17 protein-coding genes, 1 tRNA gene and 1 pseudogene are annotated in these 19,421 nt (G+C 35.5%); 16 read left to right on the top strand and 3 right to left on the bottom strand.

What is annotated here, in order from left to right:
- The first annotated feature begins 10 nt into the window (after positions 1-10).
- From HFC68_RS02445 to HFC68_RS02430, 4 genes are all read left to right on the top strand, one after another.
- Positions 11-262, top strand: a complete 252-nt coding sequence (locus tag HFC68_RS02445) for a DUF6275 family protein (RefSeq protein ID WP_167399627.1) — start codon at positions 11-13, stop codon at positions 260-262.
- Positions 263-471: 209 nt separating this feature from the next.
- Positions 472-948: a Panacea domain-containing protein gene (locus HFC68_RS02440; protein WP_306106530.1), complete on the top strand. Its 477-nt coding sequence runs from the start codon at positions 472-474 to the stop codon at positions 946-948.
- 5 nt (positions 949-953) lie between these two features.
- Positions 954-1,382: a hypothetical protein gene (locus HFC68_RS09325; RefSeq protein ID WP_060743980.1), complete on the top strand. Its 429-nt coding sequence runs from the start codon at positions 954-956 to the stop codon at positions 1,380-1,382.
- 435 nt (positions 1,383-1,817) lie between these two features.
- Positions 1,818-2,459 (top strand): carbonic anhydrase family protein, encoded by a 642-nt coding sequence (locus HFC68_RS02430; RefSeq protein ID WP_256677759.1) that lies wholly within the window; start codon positions 1,818-1,820, stop codon positions 2,457-2,459.
- 79 nt (positions 2,460-2,538) lie between these two features.
- On the opposite strand, the gene HFC68_RS02425 is transcribed toward HFC68_RS02430, so the two are convergent.
- Positions 2,539-3,048 carry a DUF308 domain-containing protein gene (locus HFC68_RS02425; RefSeq protein WP_011673190.1) on the bottom strand — a complete coding sequence of 170 codons (510 nt, stop codon included), beginning with the start codon at positions 3,046-3,048 and terminating at the stop codon, positions 2,539-2,541.
- Positions 3,049-3,384: 336 nt separating this feature from the next.
- Between HFC68_RS02425 and asnB the strand changes: the two genes are divergently transcribed.
- The 7 genes from asnB to HFC68_RS02390 all read left to right on the top strand — a co-directional run bounded on the left by asnB (position 3,385) and on the right by HFC68_RS02390 (position 11,430).
- Complete coding sequence (gene asnB, locus HFC68_RS02420) at positions 3,385-5,265, top strand: asparagine synthase (glutamine-hydrolyzing) (protein ID WP_023440226.1); 1,881 nt, start codon at positions 3,385-3,387, stop codon at positions 5,263-5,265.
- A 15-nt stretch (positions 5,266-5,280) separates the two neighbouring features.
- The gene (locus HFC68_RS02415) at positions 5,281-6,804 is read left to right on the top strand and encodes a UDP-N-acetylmuramoyl-L-alanyl-D-glutamate--2,6-diaminopimelate ligase (RefSeq protein ID WP_061811987.1); all 1,524 of its coding nucleotides are present in this window, start codon (positions 5,281-5,283) and stop codon (positions 6,802-6,804) included.
- Entirely contained in the window at positions 6,804-8,060 is a 1,257-nt protein-coding gene (locus HFC68_RS02410) for a carboxylate--amine ligase (RefSeq protein WP_061811988.1), read from the top strand. The genes HFC68_RS02415 and HFC68_RS02410 overlap by 1 nt, the downstream gene beginning before the upstream one ends.
- A gap of 5 nt (positions 8,061-8,065) precedes the next feature.
- The gene (locus HFC68_RS02405; protein ID WP_002833762.1) at positions 8,066-8,773 is read left to right on the top strand and encodes an aspartate/glutamate racemase family protein; all 708 of its coding nucleotides are present in this window, start codon (positions 8,066-8,068) and stop codon (positions 8,771-8,773) included.
- Positions 8,774-8,842: 69 nt separating this feature from the next.
- Entirely contained in the window at positions 8,843-9,655 is an 813-nt protein-coding gene (locus HFC68_RS02400; RefSeq protein WP_023440229.1) for a DNA/RNA non-specific endonuclease, read from the top strand.
- A 131-nt stretch (positions 9,656-9,786) separates the two neighbouring features.
- Positions 9,787-11,232, top strand: coding sequence for an amino acid permease (locus HFC68_RS02395; protein WP_002833764.1), 1,446 nt, complete (start codon positions 9,787-9,789; stop codon positions 11,230-11,232).
- 127 nt (positions 11,233-11,359) lie between these two features.
- Positions 11,360-11,430: transfer RNA gene (locus HFC68_RS02390), tRNA-Gly, on the top strand.
- Positions 11,431-11,507: 77 nt separating this feature from the next.
- On the opposite strand, the gene HFC68_RS02385 is transcribed toward HFC68_RS02390, so the two are convergent.
- Both HFC68_RS02385 and HFC68_RS02380 read right to left on the bottom strand, forming a co-directional pair.
- The gene (locus HFC68_RS02385; protein WP_002833765.1) at positions 11,508-11,792 is read right to left on the bottom strand and encodes a hypothetical protein; all 285 of its coding nucleotides are present in this window, start codon (positions 11,790-11,792) and stop codon (positions 11,508-11,510) included.
- A 77-nt stretch (positions 11,793-11,869) separates the two neighbouring features.
- Positions 11,870-12,681: pseudogene (locus HFC68_RS02380) on the bottom strand (Cof-type HAD-IIB family hydrolase).
- 208 nt (positions 12,682-12,889) lie between these two features.
- Here HFC68_RS02380 and HFC68_RS02375 point away from each other — a divergent pair.
- From HFC68_RS02375 to HFC68_RS02355, 5 genes are all read left to right on the top strand, one after another.
- Positions 12,890-13,735 (top strand): aldo/keto reductase, encoded by an 846-nt coding sequence (locus tag HFC68_RS02375; RefSeq protein ID WP_061811990.1) that lies wholly within the window; start codon positions 12,890-12,892, stop codon positions 13,733-13,735.
- Between the two features lie 260 nt (positions 13,736-13,995).
- The gene (argS, locus tag HFC68_RS02370) at positions 13,996-15,684 is read left to right on the top strand and encodes an arginine--tRNA ligase (protein ID WP_167399626.1); all 1,689 of its coding nucleotides are present in this window, start codon (positions 13,996-13,998) and stop codon (positions 15,682-15,684) included.
- 265 nt (positions 15,685-15,949) lie between these two features.
- Entirely contained in the window at positions 15,950-16,621 is a 672-nt protein-coding gene (locus tag HFC68_RS02365) for a Crp/Fnr family transcriptional regulator (RefSeq protein ID WP_167399625.1), read from the top strand.
- Positions 16,622-16,643: 22 nt separating this feature from the next.
- Positions 16,644-17,102: an arginine repressor gene (locus tag HFC68_RS02360; RefSeq protein WP_002833770.1), complete on the top strand. Its 459-nt coding sequence runs from the start codon at positions 16,644-16,646 to the stop codon at positions 17,100-17,102.
- Positions 17,103-17,210: 108 nt separating this feature from the next.
- Positions 17,211-19,358 (top strand): PBP1A family penicillin-binding protein, encoded by a 2,148-nt coding sequence (locus HFC68_RS02355; protein ID WP_167399675.1) that lies wholly within the window; start codon positions 17,211-17,213, stop codon positions 19,356-19,358.
- Positions 19,359-19,421: the final 63 nt, after the last annotated feature.

Here is a 19,421-nt window from a genome sequence, read left to right as displayed (position 1 = left end):
GGAAACTTGTATGAACGAAAAAGAATTTACAAATTTATGTAAGGAAAAGGTTGCTAACTATCTAAAATCTGAGAAAGGACTAGACGTCAATGCTGACGATATCTATGTAGTATGGATTTGTAAGATATTACAGAATAGCAAAGCATTACTAAGCTCTACCTTTAATGATGGTATGTATTTTGAAGCGACTTACAATGGCGACAAGAAGCAGCTCTACCTAGACGCCTATAAAAAAGAAAAGAATATCGGTTTTGATATCTAAACTTTAACCTCTGCCTTTTCGGTGGAGGTTTTTTAATTGGTATACAAACAATATAGATTGTAATAATGAATAATAAATGTTCATTTAATTGAGGTTTAGTATTTATTCATCATTTTTAAGTTTGTATAAGTTTGTATTATATCGTATCATTAAGCTATAAAATTAGTTGACATTTTATTGGTCTACTTAATTAGTATTGGTAGTTGGAGGTGGTAATTATCAACGTATTAAAAATTGTTAATTGGTTTAGGGTAACTAATTCCGCAGATTTAAGAAAATATGACTTTTCAGAAGAATTAACGCAAATGAAGGTTATGAAGTTACTGTACTATGTACAGGGATTGTATTTGAAGTTGTATGATAAACGAGCATTTGATAATGATATTTTAGCTTGGCGTTGGGGACCAGCAATTCAAGAGGTTCATGATAAATATATTGGGCAACGTGAAATAGTTGGAGAAATCTCAGAGCAAGACTTAGCTGATTTTAAGGAAGTTAATAGTGACGAAAGGCTAGCAGAAATTGTTGAAGCTGTTAACGAGGCAATGGGAAACATGTCTGCGAGTGATTTGGTACGTAAAACACATGAAGAACGTCCTTGGAAAGAAACCGAACAGAGCGATGTTATAGCAGACGATTTGATAAAGGATTTCTTTGATAAAAATTTTAAAGTGTCTAGGGAGTAATAATCATGACACTTAAAATTGATAACGGTAAACCAATTTATAAAAATGAAGTTATTTTAAAGAATATAAAGCCGCAAAGGCTGGCTTTTAACTTTTCCTTTATAAGTAAGGATAAAAAATATTCTTATTATGGAAATAGTATGCAAAAGGCGGACAAAATATCTTTACTTTCAAAAATGATGATTTTATCTGAAGATGATTTTACTATTATTATGAACCGCCATAGAGATCAAGGATTAGAGAGGCTAGATGAACTGGAAGGACAGATGCATATACATCCTGATTTTGTTAGCTCTAAAAGATTTGATAAATGTTTAGATGGCTTTTGGGTATTTAGACTCGGTGGAAAAAAAGGAAGAGTTATAGGAAAAATCTATAAGACTACGTTTTATGTTCTTGGAATTGATACTTCATTTTCAGCTTATAAGCATTAAAATAGGTCTTTTGCTTAACTATGGAGGACTTTTTAATGCAAAAAAACAAAAAATCACCCAATCATTTAATCAGATTGAGTGATTTTTATTGTCATTTATATAAAATTAGATTGTGCAAAAAGTGTGCAAAGTAATTTTATCTTTTTAAGCGTTATAATATCTTCATACTATGACGCATACATCAAAATCCTTGATATAACAGCAATCTCCAAAACTATTTTAATTTTAATATGTATTAAAAATCTTGTCTGTGGCATATAATTTTAACGTATATAAATTAAAGGAAACTAGAAATTAATTGAGAAATTTAACTTCTAGTTTTTTTGTGTTGGTGAAACGATTCACATCGTTGAAGATTTACCCTGAGCAAAAAACTGGCGTAAAATTAGATAAAAAGTATACTGATGCTGTAATTGATTTTTTTGAAAGGAATAGATGATGCGCAAACTAAAGTATACTCAACAAGATCAGTGGGAATCAGAGGCTCGAGAAACCCAATCACCAATTCTAATCGAAACAGCAAAGTTAAAAGCTAAGAAAAATCAGATTGTGGATGGGTTGAAAAATTATACTGTAACAGAATTACATAAAAATTATAATAGTTTATCGTTAACTGCTAATGGGAAAATGGAAGCAGATCAACGAAGCTTCCAGCTGGAGGAGGTTCATTTCCATCATCCAGCAGAACATTGCTTTAAGGGTGAGGCTACACCGCGAGTACTAGAGGCCCACTTCGTCCATTATGGTCGCCTCAGACAGCCTTTAGTGGTCAGTGTGACCTTTAAGTTGGGGTCTAAAAATGCTACTTTTGATAAAATATTAACGGCTATGGATGATAATAAAGTGGAACAATTCATACTTTTAGATGATTTGATTCCAAAAAGGGGTTATTTTTATCGCTACATAGGTTCATTGACTACTCCTCCATTAACGGAGGGCGTAGAGTGGGTGGTATTTGAGCAAGCCCAAATGATTGATATTGATCAACTTAATCACTATATGGCGACATTTAAGGAACAAAATAATCGAGAACTGCAAAAATTAAACCACCGAAAAATTGAAAAATATGAAATTTAAGCTAAAAAGCTGGTGTCAACGAAAGTAACAGAGACAATGACTAAACAATCATTGAGAATACTTTCGATGACACCAGCTTTTATATTGCATGGATAATTAAAGAAATTCCAAAAATCAAAAATAATAGAGCAATCATCATAGAAATGGAGATTGCAGTAATAAGGGGTGAGAATAGTAAAACAATTCCTAGGATAATACCTAAGATTGAGATAAATACATCTAAAACAAAATATTTGTGGCTAAAATTTCTAATATAATTAGCCAGCCAAAGGGTGGTGAAGGAATCACCTAAAAACATTAAAGCAATCAAGACTGAAACATAGACCATACCAAACGAATCATTGAATAACATTAGAAATCCGACGATGATGTCAAGTACGGCATTTAGGGTCAACCAAGTAGTTTTACCAAGAAAAGGTCGGATCCAAAATAATTTATAAAATCCCGTAGATAAGGACGCAATGGCGGCGATGATAATCACCATCCTAAAAGTTGATAAAGGGTTTTTGATTGAAAAAATAGCAATCACAATAAACAAAACACCTAAAATTAGAGCAAACGGATCAAACTTATTAATACGATTTTCCATCTAAATCACTACTTTCTTGAAGTTTTTATTCAGCCAAAAAAGGTTGGAAAGAGCTAAATTGTACATCGAATTTTAAAAGTAGTATCTTAAAGGCTAAAGTACTACTATCCGACACTAATCTAGTTAGCTTCATTTTAGAGAGATTGGTTGAATTGTTCAAACAATAAGAATTCGAAATCACGATTAATTGTTGATGCAACGTTTTATTTTCCAGTTAACATATTTAAGAATAATTAACGGTAGTAGTATTGGTTTCTAATTTTTGCTAAAATGTTATCTGTTACTGGAATTATAGAACGATATGTATATATTTGAAAAATAAAAGGGGATTACAAAATGTGCGGATTTGCTGGTTACATTAATCAAGCTAATGTAAATAAAGACACAATCAAGTCAATGGCCGATCGAATTAAACACCGAGGACCAGACGATGAAGCATTTTTCCAAGATGAAAATGCGTCAATGGGATTCCGTCGCCTATCAATTATTGATTTGGCACACGGACGTCAACCCATGATGAATAGTGCTGAAACTAAAGTATTAACTTTCAATGGTGAAATTTATAACTACAAACAAGTTCGTGAAGAACTAAAAGAATTAGGATATGAATTTAGAACGGATGTTGATTCAGAAGTCCTAATCCATGGTTATGACGCATGGGGACCAGAATTACTTAAAAAACTTCGTGGGATGTTTGCCTTTGTAATTTATGATAAAGAAAAACAAGAAGTATTTGGTGCTCGTGATCATTTTGGAATCAAGCCTCTTTACTACTACGATGATGATAAGACGTTCCTTTGGGGTTCAGAAATCAAATCATTCCTAGAACATCCAAACTTTGTGAAGGAATTCAATGAAGAACTATTACCAATCCACTTAAGTTTTGAATTTATTCCTTCTAAAGAAACGATGTTTAAGAATGTTTACAAGCTTCTTCCAGGAACTTACTTCATTCATAAAAATGGTAAAACAGAAACCCATACTTACTTTAAATTTAACTACGACCATATCGACGAATCACAAACTATCGAAGAAGATTCAAAGAAAATTCGAAAGATTGTTAGTGACTCTGTAGATGCACATATGATTGCAGACGTTGAAGTTGGTAGTTTCTTATCTAGTGGAATTGATTCAAGTTATGTTTTAGCAGAAGCTGCTAAACTTAAACCTATCCAATCTTTCTCACTTGGATTTAGAAATTCTAAGTATAGTGAATTAAGTTACTCAACTGAATTTGCTAAGGAAATCAATCAAAAGAATACACCACTCTACATGGATGGTGATGATTACTTTGATATTTTGCCAACCATCATGTACTACATGGATGAACCACTATCAAATCCATCAGCAATGCAATTATTCTATCTTTCCAAAGGTACTCGTAAGAATGTCAAAGTGGCTCTTTCAGGAGAAGGTGCCGATGAATTCTTTGGTGGATACAATACTTATCTAGAAGCTTTCACATTTGAACGTTACCAAAAGATGGTTCCTAGCTTTATTCGAAAAGGGTTGGCTAAGGCAGTTTCAGGCCTTCCTCGTTTCCATGGACGTCGTTTCTTGATGCGTGGGGCTCAGCCACTTAGTGAACGCTATTACCGCGTAAATTACGTATTTAATCAACAAGAACGTGATCAAATTTTACGTAATCCAGCTTTGAATGTTGATTCAGGAGCTTATACACAACATATCTTTGACGAAGTGAAGGGCAAAGATGAGATGACTCAAATGCAATACTTTGACATCAATACTTGGCTTCCATTTGATATCTTGCACAAAGCTGATCGAATGAGTATGGCTAACTCACTAGAAGTTCGGACACCGTTGGTTGACCGGGAAGTAGCCAAATTTGCTGCAACCATGCCAATTAAGACTCGAATTCATAAAGAAGAAACTAAGGTATCTCTTCGTCGTGCTGCAGAAGCTGAATTACCAGAACGAGTAGCTAAGAAGGAAAAACTTGGTTTCCCATCTCCAATCGCCAACTGGATTAAAGAAGATAAGTATCGTAAACGAATTGAAGCAGCTTTCAATTCAGACATTGCTAAGAAATTCTTTAAGCCAGAAGCTTTAATGCATATTCTTGAAGAACATGTTAACGGAAAATCAAGTATGCAAAAGATTTTCACAATTTACACATTTATTTTATGGTATGGAGTTTTCTTCCCAGAAGATACCAATACTAATACAATAGATTTAGTTAAGAGAACTCAAGTATAGGTGGAGATGAAATAGATGGACCTTGAAATTGCCACTGTTAAGGCAATCCTTACAGAACATGATTTATTAAAAGAAATCAAATCAACTAAAACAGTTGCAAATACTGGAATATCTTATGATTCTAGAACCGTAAAGCCAGGTTATATGTTCTTTTGCAAAGGAAATTTCAAACCAGAGTATTTATCAGTAGCCCGCCAAAATGGTGCTACCACTTATGTGTCTGAGAATGAATATCCAGAAGGAACCGGCATGACTGCGATTATTGTAACGAATGTTACAAGAGCCATGGCGGTTCTTTCGGCTACTTATTACAATTTTCCGCAAAATGACTTGTTTATTATCGGGATTACGGGAACGAAGGGTAAGACCAGTTCAGCTTACTTTGCACACTCAATTTTGAATCAAAAGTATCCAAACCAAGTGGCTCTATTTTCAACAATTGATCGAATTGTGGGACCCAAGCCTAAGGACCAATTTAAATCAGATTTAACCACACCAGAATCAATGAATTTATTCCATGATATGCGAGTCGCTGTGGATAATGGGATGAAATATCTGGTAATGGAAGTGTCTTCGCAAGCTTATTTAAGAGACCGGGTTTATGGATTAAAATTTGATTGTGGAATCTTTTTAAACATTACGCCGGATCACATTGGGCGCAATGAGCACAAAGATTTTGAAGATTACTTGCATTGCAAATTACAATTAATGGTTAACTCTAAACGTTGTATTATTGATGCAGATACAGATCGCTTTGATGATGTTTTTGGCGCTGCAAAAGCAACAACTGATCCGGAACAAATTTATTTGTTTAGTGCAGATGTTGAAAATGGCGGAGTAGATTTCTTAATTCAAGATGAAGAAGATGATCTTACTTCCAATCGATTCACTTTGGTTGAAAGCAGTTCAAAAGCAGAAGCATTCCACGTGGCAGGTGATTACGATTTAAACGTGGCAGGCGATTACAATCAAAGTAATGCAACGGCTGCCATTATTGCTGCTGCCCTTGCAGACGTTACTTATCAGGATGCAGTGTTACCACTAAAATCAATCGTGATTCCAGGTCGTATGGAACATCTAGATGTTCCAGGACATGGAGTGGTTTTTGTAGATTATGCACACAATTATGCTAGTTTGCACGCACTATTAAAATTCTTAAAGCATCAATATCACGATGGTAAGGTTATCGTGGTGGTTGGAAGTCCTGGTGATAAAGGGATTTCGAGAAGAGCTGGGTTCGGTCAAGCGTTGAGTGAACAAGCAGATATTGCTTATTTGACAACGGATGATCCAGCTTTTGAAGATCCAGAACAAATTATCCAGCAAATTATGGATAATATTAAACCTGGTACAGTTGAAGTTCGTCAGGTACTTGACCGACACGATGCAATCGAGCAAGCGATTATGAATAGTAGTGAGAAAGATGTGGTCGTGCTTGCCGGAAAAGGTGAAGATCCATACCAAAAAGTTGGAGGGGTAGATACTCCTTGGCCAACTGATATGGGAGTAGCAGAAGAAGTGAAGAGGGGATTAAGTTAATGGAAAGACCAACTAACAATTTTACGCCAATTCTATTAGGTAGTGATTTTAATGCTTATGGGATGGCTCGTTCATTTTACGAAATTACAGGAAGACGTGTTCAAGCGTATGCCGGGACCGTGCTAGCACCCACACGTTTTACTAAAATCGTGAATGTTGATATTATTCCTGGTTTTTCAGAAGACCCTGTTTTTATTGAATCAATGCGTAAAATTGCTAAAAAATACGAAAATTCTGACGAGAAGGTTGTTTTACTAGGGATGGGCGATGGCTATGCTGAATTGATTTCAAAGCATAAAGAAGAGTTGTCAAAAACTTTCATCTGTCCCTACATCGATTATGATTTATTGAAACAATTGAATAATAAAGAACGTTTTTATTCAATTTGTGATGAATATAATTTACCATATCCAGCAACCCATTTTATTACGAAGGCGCAATATGAAAGTGGTGAGAAATTCATCTCCCCTTTTGAATTTCCAGTTGCTTTGAAGCCAGCTGACAGTGTGGAATGGCTCGATATTCATTTTGAAGGTCGTAAAAAAGCTTTCAGAATTAAAACTCAAGCAGAACTTGATGAAGTCATCGGTAAAATCTATGACAATGGCTATACTTCTGATTTGATTTTACAAGACTTTATTCCAGGTGATGATAGCAACATGCGAGTTTTAAATGCTTATGTTGATCAAAATCATCAAGTAAAAATGATGTGTTTAGGTCATCCATTATTGGAGGATCCGGCCCCATCAGCAATCGGAAACTACGTAACAATTATTCCTGAATTTAACCAAGAAATTTATGACACGGTTAAAAACTTCCTTGAAAGTATCAATTATGTTGGATATGCCAACTTTGATATGAAGTATGACAGCCGAGATGGTAAGTTTAAATTATTTGAAATCAATATTCGTCAAGGCCGTAGTAGCTTCTTTGTTACATTAAATGGATATAACCTAGCTCGTTGGGTGGTTGAAGACCGAGTTAACAATGCGTTGGCTGATCGTGAAACTGTATACGCTAATGATGTTCCAGGCAACTGGAAGTTATGGTTGGGCGTTCCAGTTAAGGTCTTCAAAAAGTATGCTAAAAATAATGATGATAAGCAAAAGGCACTTGAACTAATTAACAATGATCAATATGGATTTACCGCTATCTACGATGAGGATATGAACTTTAAGCGTAGCTTATTAATGTGGTGGATGAACCATAATTATGTTAAGAACTTTAGGAAGTATTTTAAGGAAAATAAGGGGTAAGACCTGTGAAAAAATTCTTTACGATTATTGGTGGAATGGGGACTCCAGCAACTGAAAGTTACATTAGGTTATTAAATGCTAGAACTCCTACCCATCGCGATCAAGATTATTTAAATTACATTTTAGTAAACCATGCTACAGTTCCGGATCGTTCAACTTATTTAATGGACCATTCGCAACCAAACCCTTACCCAGATTTATTAGAGGACATTCAAGAACAAAGCAAGCTGAATCCAGCCTTTTTTGTAATTGCCTGTAATACTGCACACTTTTTCTATGATGATTTGCAAAAAGCAACGGATGTGCCCATTGTGCATATGCCCCGCGAAACTGTAAAACATATCAAAGAGCAGTATCCAAATGCTAAAAAAATCGGGATTATTGGGACACCTGGAACGACTAGTGATGGAATTTATGACCGTGAATTGTTAGCTGAAGGTTTTGAAGTTGTTAAACCAACTAAAGCAATTCAGGATTTAACTAGCAAGTTAATTTTTGATGATATCAAAGAACAAAATCTAGTCGATGCTGAGCTTTTCTATCATATTCTAAAAATGATGGTAGAAGAACAAGGAGCCGATGTGGTAATTTTAGGTTGTACTGAATTATCGTATGCTCAGGAAATGGCTCATGATCACAGTTTTCCGGTTGCAGATTCACAATCGGTATTAGTAGATAAATCGATCGAAATGGCTTTGAAACTAAGAAAGTAAAAATAAAAGTTGGGATTAAACTAAACCAGTTTGTCCCAACTTTTTACTATGATTAACTTGGAGGAAGAGATGAGTAAACGAAGAAGAAAAAATAAGCAGTCTACTAGTATTTGGCTTGTTTTAGTAATTGCCATTTTAGGAACTTTTTTCAAAGGAAATGATATTCATCAGTTTGTTTCTAATCTGACTAGTCAGGGGATCCCACAAACGACTAAATCGGTTAAAAGTGTCGAGGATACTCAATTATCTCAACAAACTTTTAAATCCGGTGGAACAGCTTATATTTACGTTAACAATAATAAAAGTACCCTTAATCCCGCAGATTGGAAGAAAAACCAAATTATTTACGGTAATTTAGATCGTTTGAATCGGACGACACAAGCAACGGGATATCTAAGTCGTGTAAACTTAGTTAAGTCGAATACCAGAACCAGTCAGACTTGGAATCCAACTGGTTGGCATCAAAAACGTTTAACCATTAACGGTAAAACAACTGAAATTCAGAACCGAGGCCATTTACTAGCATATTCAATTACTGGTAAATTTGATCAAAATGGGAATTTCAATGCTCATGAATTAGGATCATTAGATAACCCCAAAAATCTAGCTACTCAAACAGCATACAGTAATCAGCAGACTATGCAAATTTTTGAGGAACGGGTACGGGATGCATTAGCTAAGAATAAAAAGGTTATTTACCGCGTTTCGACTGTTTTTAAAGGAAATGGATTAATGCCAACTGGCTACCATGCGGAAGCTATTTCAACAGATGGATCGTTAAATTTTAACGTTTTTGTTTGGAATGTACAACCAGGGGTTCAATTTGATTATGCAACCGGACGATCACGAGTGGATCGTAGTATGACAGTAAGAGCAAATTAAAGATTAAACGATTAATCGATATGATTAATCGTTTTTTTATTACGTTAAACTTTTTAAATTGGAGTGGAAGATATATACTAAAAACATAAATCTATATGATATCGCTTACTTTACGTTAGGGGGAGACGTTAATGGAAAATTCGAAAGATAATCGAAGCTTTAGATGGTTTAATATCGCACTGATTTCATTTACAGCAGTTTGGGGTCTTAACAACGTTGTAAATAATTTTGCTAATCAAGGTTTAGTTGTTATTGTTTCATGGATATTAATAATGCTATTATATTTTATTCCGTATACCTTGATGGTAGGTCAATTAGGTTCTACCTTTAGAGAAGCTGAGGGGGGTGTATCGTCATGGATGAAGGAACTTTCCAATAGCCGGCTTGCTTATTTTGCGGCTTGGACATACTGGGTGGTCCATGTGCCATACTTAGCCCAAAAGCCACAAACTATTTTGATTGGTTTTAGTTGGATGTTCAAAAATAACGGTAGCTTTGTTAATCAAACTCCATCTTATGTTGTTCAAGGATTAAGTTTGATAATCTTTTTAGCATTTGTTTGGATGGCTTCCAAAGGAGTGACAACTCTGAACCGAATTGGGAGTATTGCTGGAATTGCGATGTTTATCATGTCAATTTTATTCATTATTTTAGGAATTTCAGCGCCATTTATCACGCATTCAGCTATTGCCACAGCTCACATGGATCAATTTAGTACATATATGCCAAAATTTAATTTTAATTACTTTACAACGATTTCAATGCTAGTTTTTGCGGTTGGTGGTGCAGAAAAAATTTCACCATACGTTAACAAAACCAGAAATCCAGCTAAAGAATTTCCGTTGGGAATGATTTTGTTGGCAATCATGGTGGCTATATCAGCAATTTTAGGTTCTTTTGCGATGGGAATGATTTTTGATGCACAACATATTCCTAATGACTTGATGGCCAATGGTTCTTATACGGCTTTCCAAATTTTGGGTAATCAATTCCACGTTGGCAATACATTAACTTGGATTTACGCCTTTGCTAATATCTTGGCTAATTCGGCAGCTTTAGCGATTTCGATCGATGCACCACTACGAATTTTGTTAAATGATGCGGATAGTAATTATGTGCCAGCATTTCTTACTAGAAAAAATGCTAAAGGAATTGCTTATAATGGTTACAAATTAACTGCAATTTTAGTTTCAATTATTATTATTGTGCCGGCCTTAGGAATCGGCGGAATGAATGATTTGTATAATTGGTTAATGAATTTAAACTCAATTGTTATGCCAATGCGGTACCTTTGGGTATTTGTGGCCTACATGTTATTGATGAAACAAATTAATAATTATAAATCTGATTACGTATTTGTTAAAAATACTAAGATTGGTTTTGGTTTTGGACTATGGTGCTTTATTTTCACAGCTTTTGCATGTATTTTAGGAGTTATTCCAAAGGCTGATTTTGCAGCTAATCCAACTAGCTGGTGGTTCCAATTAGCGCTTAATATTATTACACCATTTGCATTAATTATTTTAGGATTGATTTTACCGGTTATTGCACGGCGAAATCAGAATAAGTTAGATTAGGACTGAAATTTTTAATTTTATGTTAGAGAATGAGAAAGGGAAATCCAACTCGTGGCGGAGTTGGGTTTCTCTTTTTTTATGATTCAACTTTACAATTCAATTTTTTTGAACTAAAATTAACTCATATGCGAATGTAGTTTAGTGGTAAAATTCAAGCTTCCCAAGCTTGTGTCGCGGGTTCGATTCCCGTCATTCGCTTCACTGAAAAACAAAATAGATTTATTTAAACAAGAAACCCTACTATCAACTAAAGATAGCAGGGTTTTTATTATAAGTTATTTTTTAAGATTGAAAGTAACTGTATCCTCATCTTCTAAAATAGCAGAATATCGGTAATACAGTTTCTTTTGAACGTAAGCTGCTTTCCATTTTTGAGATAGAAAGGACATCAAGAAAAGGGATGCAGTACTGATGATGCCCGCTAATCCAGCAAACCCCACGTCAACCCAAGGCGCATTCGCGTCGTTAGATTTATTTTTGGAGAGTAGGGCTTTTGAGACAATAATTTTAGGAGTCTTTGCGTTAATCCTTTTTTTTAAATCACCAGTACTTGTAATCATAGCGATCAATCCTTTCTAGTTAAATATAATTGCTCACCTGCATTATAACACTATCGAAAAAATAAACCGTGTTAATTTTATTTAAAAATTAATTTTTCGAGGGCGTTTTTAATGCCATCAGCGTCATTAGAACTGGTAATCATATCAGCATGAGATTTGGCTAAATCGGAACCATTCTCCATGGCAACGGCCGTACCAACAAAATCAAACATCGGGATATCGTTTTGCTCATCACCAAATGCAATGATTTCTTCAGGGTGAATACCTAATTTTTCGGAGAGAGTTTTGAGAGCCGCCCCTTTATTTACATTTTTATGCATAACTTCAAGAAAATTATCGGCTGCTCGAACCACATAACATTGATCATCAAAGGCAGTATGAACAGCTTCTTCTACTTGATTTAACTCTGCTGTTTCACCAACAAAAATGCCCTTAGTAATGGTAAAATCAGCAGGAAGTTGATCAGGAGTTTTAATTAATAAGCCAGCTTTATTTTCCCAAGCCTGGACAACCGTAAAACGATTGACTTCAAGGTTACTGGTGTAGATATTGCTGTCACGATCCAGTACGTTATAAGCAACGTGATATTTTCGAGAAAATATCACGTTGCTCGATAAACTGAGTTGGAAAGTTCATGACTTGCAATTACTTCACCAGTCACAGATTCGATTACAGAACCGTTATAAGTGATGACGTATTGGTCGTCTGCGGTAATACCCAATTCATTTAAGAAAGGCTTTACACCGGCGAGGGGACGCCCTGAACAAAGCACGACTTTAAGGTGATTTTGAAGACACTTAGCAATGATATCTTTGGTGGATGGTAATAGCGCGATATTTGAATTTAACAGGGTATCATCTACATCAATAGCAATTAATTTGGGAGTCATAAGTAGTCCTACTTTCTAAATTTTATCTATGTATAAGTATAGAGATATAAAGTTGATAGTGGCGTTTTTTATGTTAGGAACATTTTCCAAAAATAAGATTCGGATTTGACGAAAAGAAAATAAATTTTTTATATACAAATGAAATTTTCAAAATTTTTTTCAAAAAACCAGTTATAATAGAGGGTAGTAAACATTTCGGAGGACTAAAATGACTAAGCAAACATTTGAATTTGATAGCGAACTAGAAGTAAATCGTTTAGGTTTTGGAGCGATGCAATTACCTGGTACAGGAGTTTGGGGACCAAGTACGGATGAAGAAAATGCAGTCGCGGTGGTAAAAGCAGTTTTAAATAGCGATGTTAATTTTATTGATACAGCAGACTCATACGGGCCTTTTTACGCTAATTTATATATAAAAGCGGCTCTAAAGGATTATCAAGGACCGCATAAGCTAATTGCTAGTAAAGTTGGTTTCACGCGTCCAGGCCCTAATCAATGGTCTGTAGTGGGTGATCCAGATTATTTAAGACAACAAGTAGAGTTAAATTTACGTACACTTGGGCTTGATAGTATCGACTTAATGCAGTTGCATCGAGTTGATCCTCGTTTTCCAATTGAAGAACAAGTTGGTGTTTTAGCAGATATGCAAAAAGAAGGTAAAATTCGTCATATCGGCTTAAGTCAAGTAACCGTAGAACAAATCAAACGAGCTCAAGCTGTTGCTAAAATTGCATCCGTCCAAAATCGCTACAATTTAATTGAGCGTGATGATGAAGATGTTCTTCAATATGCAGAAGAAAACCACATGGCATTTATTCCTTGGTTCCCACTGGCGACTGGTAGATTAGCTCAAGAAGAACATGGGATTTTATCTCAAATTGCCAATAATCATCTTGCTACGCCAAGCCAAATTGCATTAGCGTGGTTGTTGCAAAAATCAGATGTGATTTTGCCAATTCCAGGAACATCTAACATTCAACATTTTGAAAGTAATATCCAAGCAGCTTACATTACACTTTCAGATGCTGAATTTAATGCACTAGAACAATTATAATTAAGTAGTGGAACTTCATAGAAGAGTCTGATATAATGAATCGGTAATTAGTAGGGTAGTAGTAGGCTTTAATCTTATCTAAGCGAGTCTGAGTTGGTGTGAGTCAGATATAAGGTAAAGTTGAAGGCGTGACCTTATGGATATTAATTTAATAAATAAGTGGATTATTTAATCAATTAGAGTGGTACCGCGGGAAATCTCGTCTCTTACATTTTTACGAATGTAAGGGGCGTTTTTTATTTCGCAGAATGGAGGAAAAAATGGATTATAAGAAGAAAGTTGCTGCCGCTTTAGCACCTGCACTAAACGAGTATCTTACTGATACAGAAATTTACGAAAAAATTGAAATTCCTAAGGAAAGTAAGATGGGTGATTACGCCTTTCCAACCTTTACCTTAGCTAAGGTATTGCGCAAAGCACCACAAATGATTGCGAGTGAATTGGTTGAAAAGATTGACCAAGATCAATTTGAAAAGGTTGAAGTTGCTGGACCATATATTAATTTCTTCCTTGACAAGACTGCTTTTGGAGCAGAAGTTTTAGGTACAGTTTTAAGTCAAAAAGCTGAATATGGTCAAAATGACGATGGTAATCAAGGAAATGTTCCAATTGATATGTCATCTCCTAACATTGCTAAACCAATCTCAATGGGACATTTACGGTCAACAGTAATTGGTAACTCATTGTCATTAATTATGAGTAAAAATGGGTACAATCCAATTAAGATTAACCATCTTGGAGACTGGGGAACTCAATTTGGTAAGTTGATCACAGCCTACAAGCTTTGGGGTAGCGAAGAGGAAGTTAAAGCAGATCCAATTAACAAGTTACTTGAATACTATGTTCGTTTCCATAAAGAAGACCAAGAAAAACCAGAACTAGACGACATTGCTCGAGACTGGTTTAAGAAGCTTGAAGATGGTGATGAAGAAGCCATGAACCTTTGGCAATGGTTCCGTGAAGAATCGCTAAAATCGTTTAAGCAAATTTATGACAAACTAGGAATTACATTTGATTCATATAAGGGTGAAGCTTTCTACAACGATAAGATGGATGAAATTGTCCAAATTCTTGAAGACAAGGGTCTGCTTAAAGAAAGCCAAGGAGCTCAAGTAGTTGATTTAGAGAAGTACAATTTAAATCCAGCATTAATTAAGAAGACGGATGGAGCAACCCTTTACATTACTCGTGATTTAGCTGCTGCTTTGTATCGTTACCGGACTTATGATTTTAACCAATCATTGTATGTTGTTGGTGCTGAACAAACTAACCATTTCAAGCAACTAAAGGCTGTTTTAAAGGAAATGGGCTTCGATTGGTCGGATGATGTACATCATATTCCATTTGGTTTAATTACCTTGAATGGTAAAAAGCTTTCAACTCGTTCAGGTCGAGTTGTATTGCTGGATGAAGTTTTAAATGATGCAGTTAGTTTGGCTAAAAAACAAATTAACGATAAGAACCCGGATTTGGCTAATGCAGATACTGTAGCTAAAGAAGTCGGTGTCGGTGCGGTAATCTTCCATGATCTTAAGAATGAAAGAACCAACTCATTTGATTTCAATCTAGAAGATGTTGTTCGTTTTGAAGGGGAAACAGGACCTTACGTTCAATATAGTCGAGCTCGTGCTGAAAGTATTTTGAGAAAAGCTGGTAACGTCGAAGAATTCGCTCAATTAAATATTACGGATCCTAAAGCTTGGGATACCTTGAAAGCTCTTCAAGATTTCCCTAATATTGTGAAGCGAGCAGCTGCTCAATATGAACCTTCGGTAATTGCTAAGTACGCCCTAGGTTTAGCAAAGGCCTTTAACAAATACTATGCTAACTCTAAAATTTTGGCTGACGATGAAGAAAAAACAGCTCGTTTAGCATTGGTTAAGAGTGTAAGTATTGTACTAGAAGAATCCTTACGCCTATTAGGAGTAAAAGCTCCTGACGAAATGTAATAACTGAACTAATTTTAAAATAAAAAAGTGAATATTTCGTAATTTATAAATGAGGACCGCGTTCAAAATGATGTTTTTTGGACCGGTTTTTTATTTTCTCATAAAATACTCATAATTTTAATCAAGATAGCGCTTTACAAATGAATTACACCTTTTTGGACCTAAACTACACGATTTGGACTAAAAATTACATATTAAATTCTGTTTTTGATTCCGTTAGACTGTTTACATCATCAAAATCAAACTTATTTGGAGGAATTTAAGCATGATAAATAATCAGTTGGAGTTAGAGGTTAAGAGTTTCTTAGAAGGACAATCAGATTTTGCTAACTTACCTAGTTCGGAAATTACACGATTGAGTCAGGTGATCAGAAAGAAAAAAATTCGCCAAGGACAGTGGATTTTTGATCAAGAGGATGAATTTGAATATGTATTTTTGATGAAGGAGGGACACGTTAAATTGTTTTCGATGAATCTAGAAGGGGACATGACTTCTGTCTCATATATCGTTCCGCAGATGGTTTTTCCACTGCGAGGGATCTTGCAAGGCCGAAATTATTGCTATAATGCAGTTGCAATGTGTACCTCAGAAGTTTACATTTTACCCATCAAAGAGATGCGTAAAATTATTGTTCATCATTACGCTTTTACGATGGCATTTATGAGACGGATGGAGCACCACCTTCACCGTTCAGAAAAACTATTAGAAAAAACAACGTGTTCTAGCGCAGCTCAACGGGTGCGTCAGGTATTAGATTATTTAAATGAAGACTATGCGCAGACGCATGGTACTGTTAAGAAGGTACCTTTTAAAATATTTTTGAAAGATTTGGCGGTTTTGAGTGCCACTACGAGTGAAACTGCCGGATCGGTAATTAAAGCAATGAAAGAAGAAAAGAAAGTGCTGTATAATAATAAAATAATTTCGTTTATATAAATATTGAGCGGAGCGTGAAGATATGAAAAAAGAATTACGTCAGAAAAAAATATTAAATTTAATTTCTAAAAAAAATATTGCAACTCAACTAGAATTAATTGATGCACTAGCAGAAATTGGTATTAAAACCACGCAAGCAACGTTATCTAGAGATATTAAAGAGTTACATCTAGTTAAAAAAACAGATATTACAGGTGAGGTCGCTTATCGAGTTTTAAATGCAGAAGAACAAGTTGAATATAATAGTGGACCCGTTCGCGATATTTTTAAGGAAAGTGTAAATGGTATTACACAAGTACAATTTATTAATATTATCCAAACTGATCCAAATGACGGTAGTCGGGTAGCAGCGGTAATCGATGACGCAGAAATTGATGGAGTTAAGGGAACATTAGCCGGGTATGATACACTGGTGATATTTAGCGCAGATGCTGAAGCGGCCGAAGCTTTGCATCAGAAGTTAAAATCATTTTTAGAATAAAATAGGTTATTAAGACGAAGTTAAAAAGGGCAATCAACCTCGGTAGAATAACATTGATATGATAAACTATTAAAGTATCGTAATCAGCAACGAGGTAAATGTATGAATATGAAAAAAATAGGGAGTGCGATTAAAGCATTCTTACAAAAGATTGGTGCATTTTTAAAACCCGTGTGGGATAAAATTCACCCGTTCATCCATAAGTATTGGCACAGATATCAGCTTACGCGATGGATTATTGTAGTGGTTTTAGCAGTTGTATTTTTCTCAAGTGCGATTTTAACTTATCAAGCGAAGACTGCTAATGTAAAAAATTTAAAAGCAGCTTTATCCCAGCCTACTTTAGTTTATGACAAAAATAATGCTAAAGCTGGAAGTCTATATTCTCAAAAAGGAACCTGGACAAATCTAGATAATATCTCACCTAACGTTCAAAATGCCGTCATTGCGACGGAAGACCGAAACTTCTATAAAGAATATGGTTTTTCAATTAAGGGAATCGGTAGAGCGTTTGTGATGTACGGGATCAATAAATTACTTGGTCGAGATTATATATCTGGTGGGGGAAGTACTTTAACCCAACAATTAGTAAAAAATGCCTTTCTATCACAGCAACAGACTTTTACTAGAAAGGCTAAAGAGTTATTTTTATCAATTGAAGTTGAAAATGTTTATTCAAAAAAAGATATCTTAGCAATGTACTTGAATAACGCCTATTTTGGAAATGGAGTTTGGGGAGTACAGGATGCTGCTGAGAGGTATTTCGGGGTCAGTGCTTCGGAACTATCGGTTCCCCAAGCGGCAACTTTGGCAGGGATGCTGACTAATCCGAGTGGCTATAATCCGATCGATCATCCAAAAAATGCCTTTTCACGCCGTAATGTAGTTTTAAGTTTGATGGCAGAAACCGGTAAGATATCCAAGGCTGACGCCAAATCCTATGCTCAAACAGCTATCTCAACCAGTGATAATTACAATAGTGAGGACGGTTATAAGTATCCATACTACTTTGATGCAGTAATCGATGAAGCCATTAGCAAGTACGGATTGACGGAGTCGGATATTATGAATCGCGGGTATAAAATTTATACGTATCTGGATCAGGATAGTCAGCAAGGTATGCAAGATACTTTTGACAATTCCGCTAATTTTCCGGTTGATGCTACAGATGGTACTAAAGTACAGGCTGCATCTGTTGCAGTAAATGCCAAAAACGGTGGTGTAGAAGCGGTAGTTGGTGGTCGTGGTAATCATGTCTTTAGAGGCTATAACCGAGCTACCCAGATTAAACGCCAACCTGGCTCAACCTTAAAACCTATTGCAGTTTACGCCCCTGCTTTAGCGAGTGGATATAGTTATAGTTCTATGTTAGAAGATAAACTTCAAACATATGGAACTAATAAATATAAACCTGAAAATTACAATAACGAATATGCAGGAAAGATTGCGATGTACCAAGCACTTGAACAAAGTAAAAATGCGCCTGCGGTATGGTTATTAAATAAAATTGGTGTAGATAAGGGTTACGATTACACCAAGAAATTCGGCTTAAACCCAAGCAAAGATGATAAGAATCTAGCGATGGCTCTTGGTGGATTGACGAATGGTGTATCGCCAATTCAACTAGCTTCTGCTTATACTGCATTTGCTAATAATGGAACGTTGTCGAAGACTGGATTTATTCGCAAAATTGTAGATGCTTCTGGAAATACGATCGTAAATAACACCACGGAATCCAAACGAGTTATTTCAAAAAAGGTCGCTAAAGAAATGACCAGTATGATGTTAGGTGTTTATGGTGACAGTTCTGGCACAGGTTATGGGGCAGAACCTTCTGGTTATACAATTGCTGGTAAAACAGGTAGTACTGAAGCAGATACAGGAACTAGTTCATCAGATGCAACCCGTGACAAATGGATGGTAGGATATACAAAGGATGTTGTAGTTGCTACTTGGGAAGGGTTTGATGACACAAACAAGACCCATCATCTGGAAAATATTACGGGAGTCGGCATGAATAGTATGTTCAAGAGTGAAATGAGTGCCATTTTACCAAATACAAAAGGTACTTCATTTGACGTTAAATCAGCTTCTACTCTAGCTAATAGTGGAAACAATGTTACCTCAAATGTTTGGGATAATATTGAAGACGGAACTTCTTCCATCACAGATAGTATTTCTCGAGGAGCTAGTGGGGTCAAAGAGAAAGCGGGAGAATTCTTCAACGAAGCTAAAAAGTTCATTACCGGGAATTGATTTTTATATTAAAAACAAGGCCTAAATGATATAATTAAGATGTTAATTTCAGAGGAGGCGTAC

The sequence above is a fragment of the Pediococcus sp. EKM201D genome (assembly GCF_011800215.1).
Classification (GTDB): Bacteria; Bacillota; Bacilli; order Lactobacillales; family Lactobacillaceae; genus Pediococcus; species Pediococcus pentosaceus.
The sequence above is the reverse complement of the archived record's forward strand: the minus strand, read 5'-3'. Positions and strand labels throughout refer to the sequence as shown.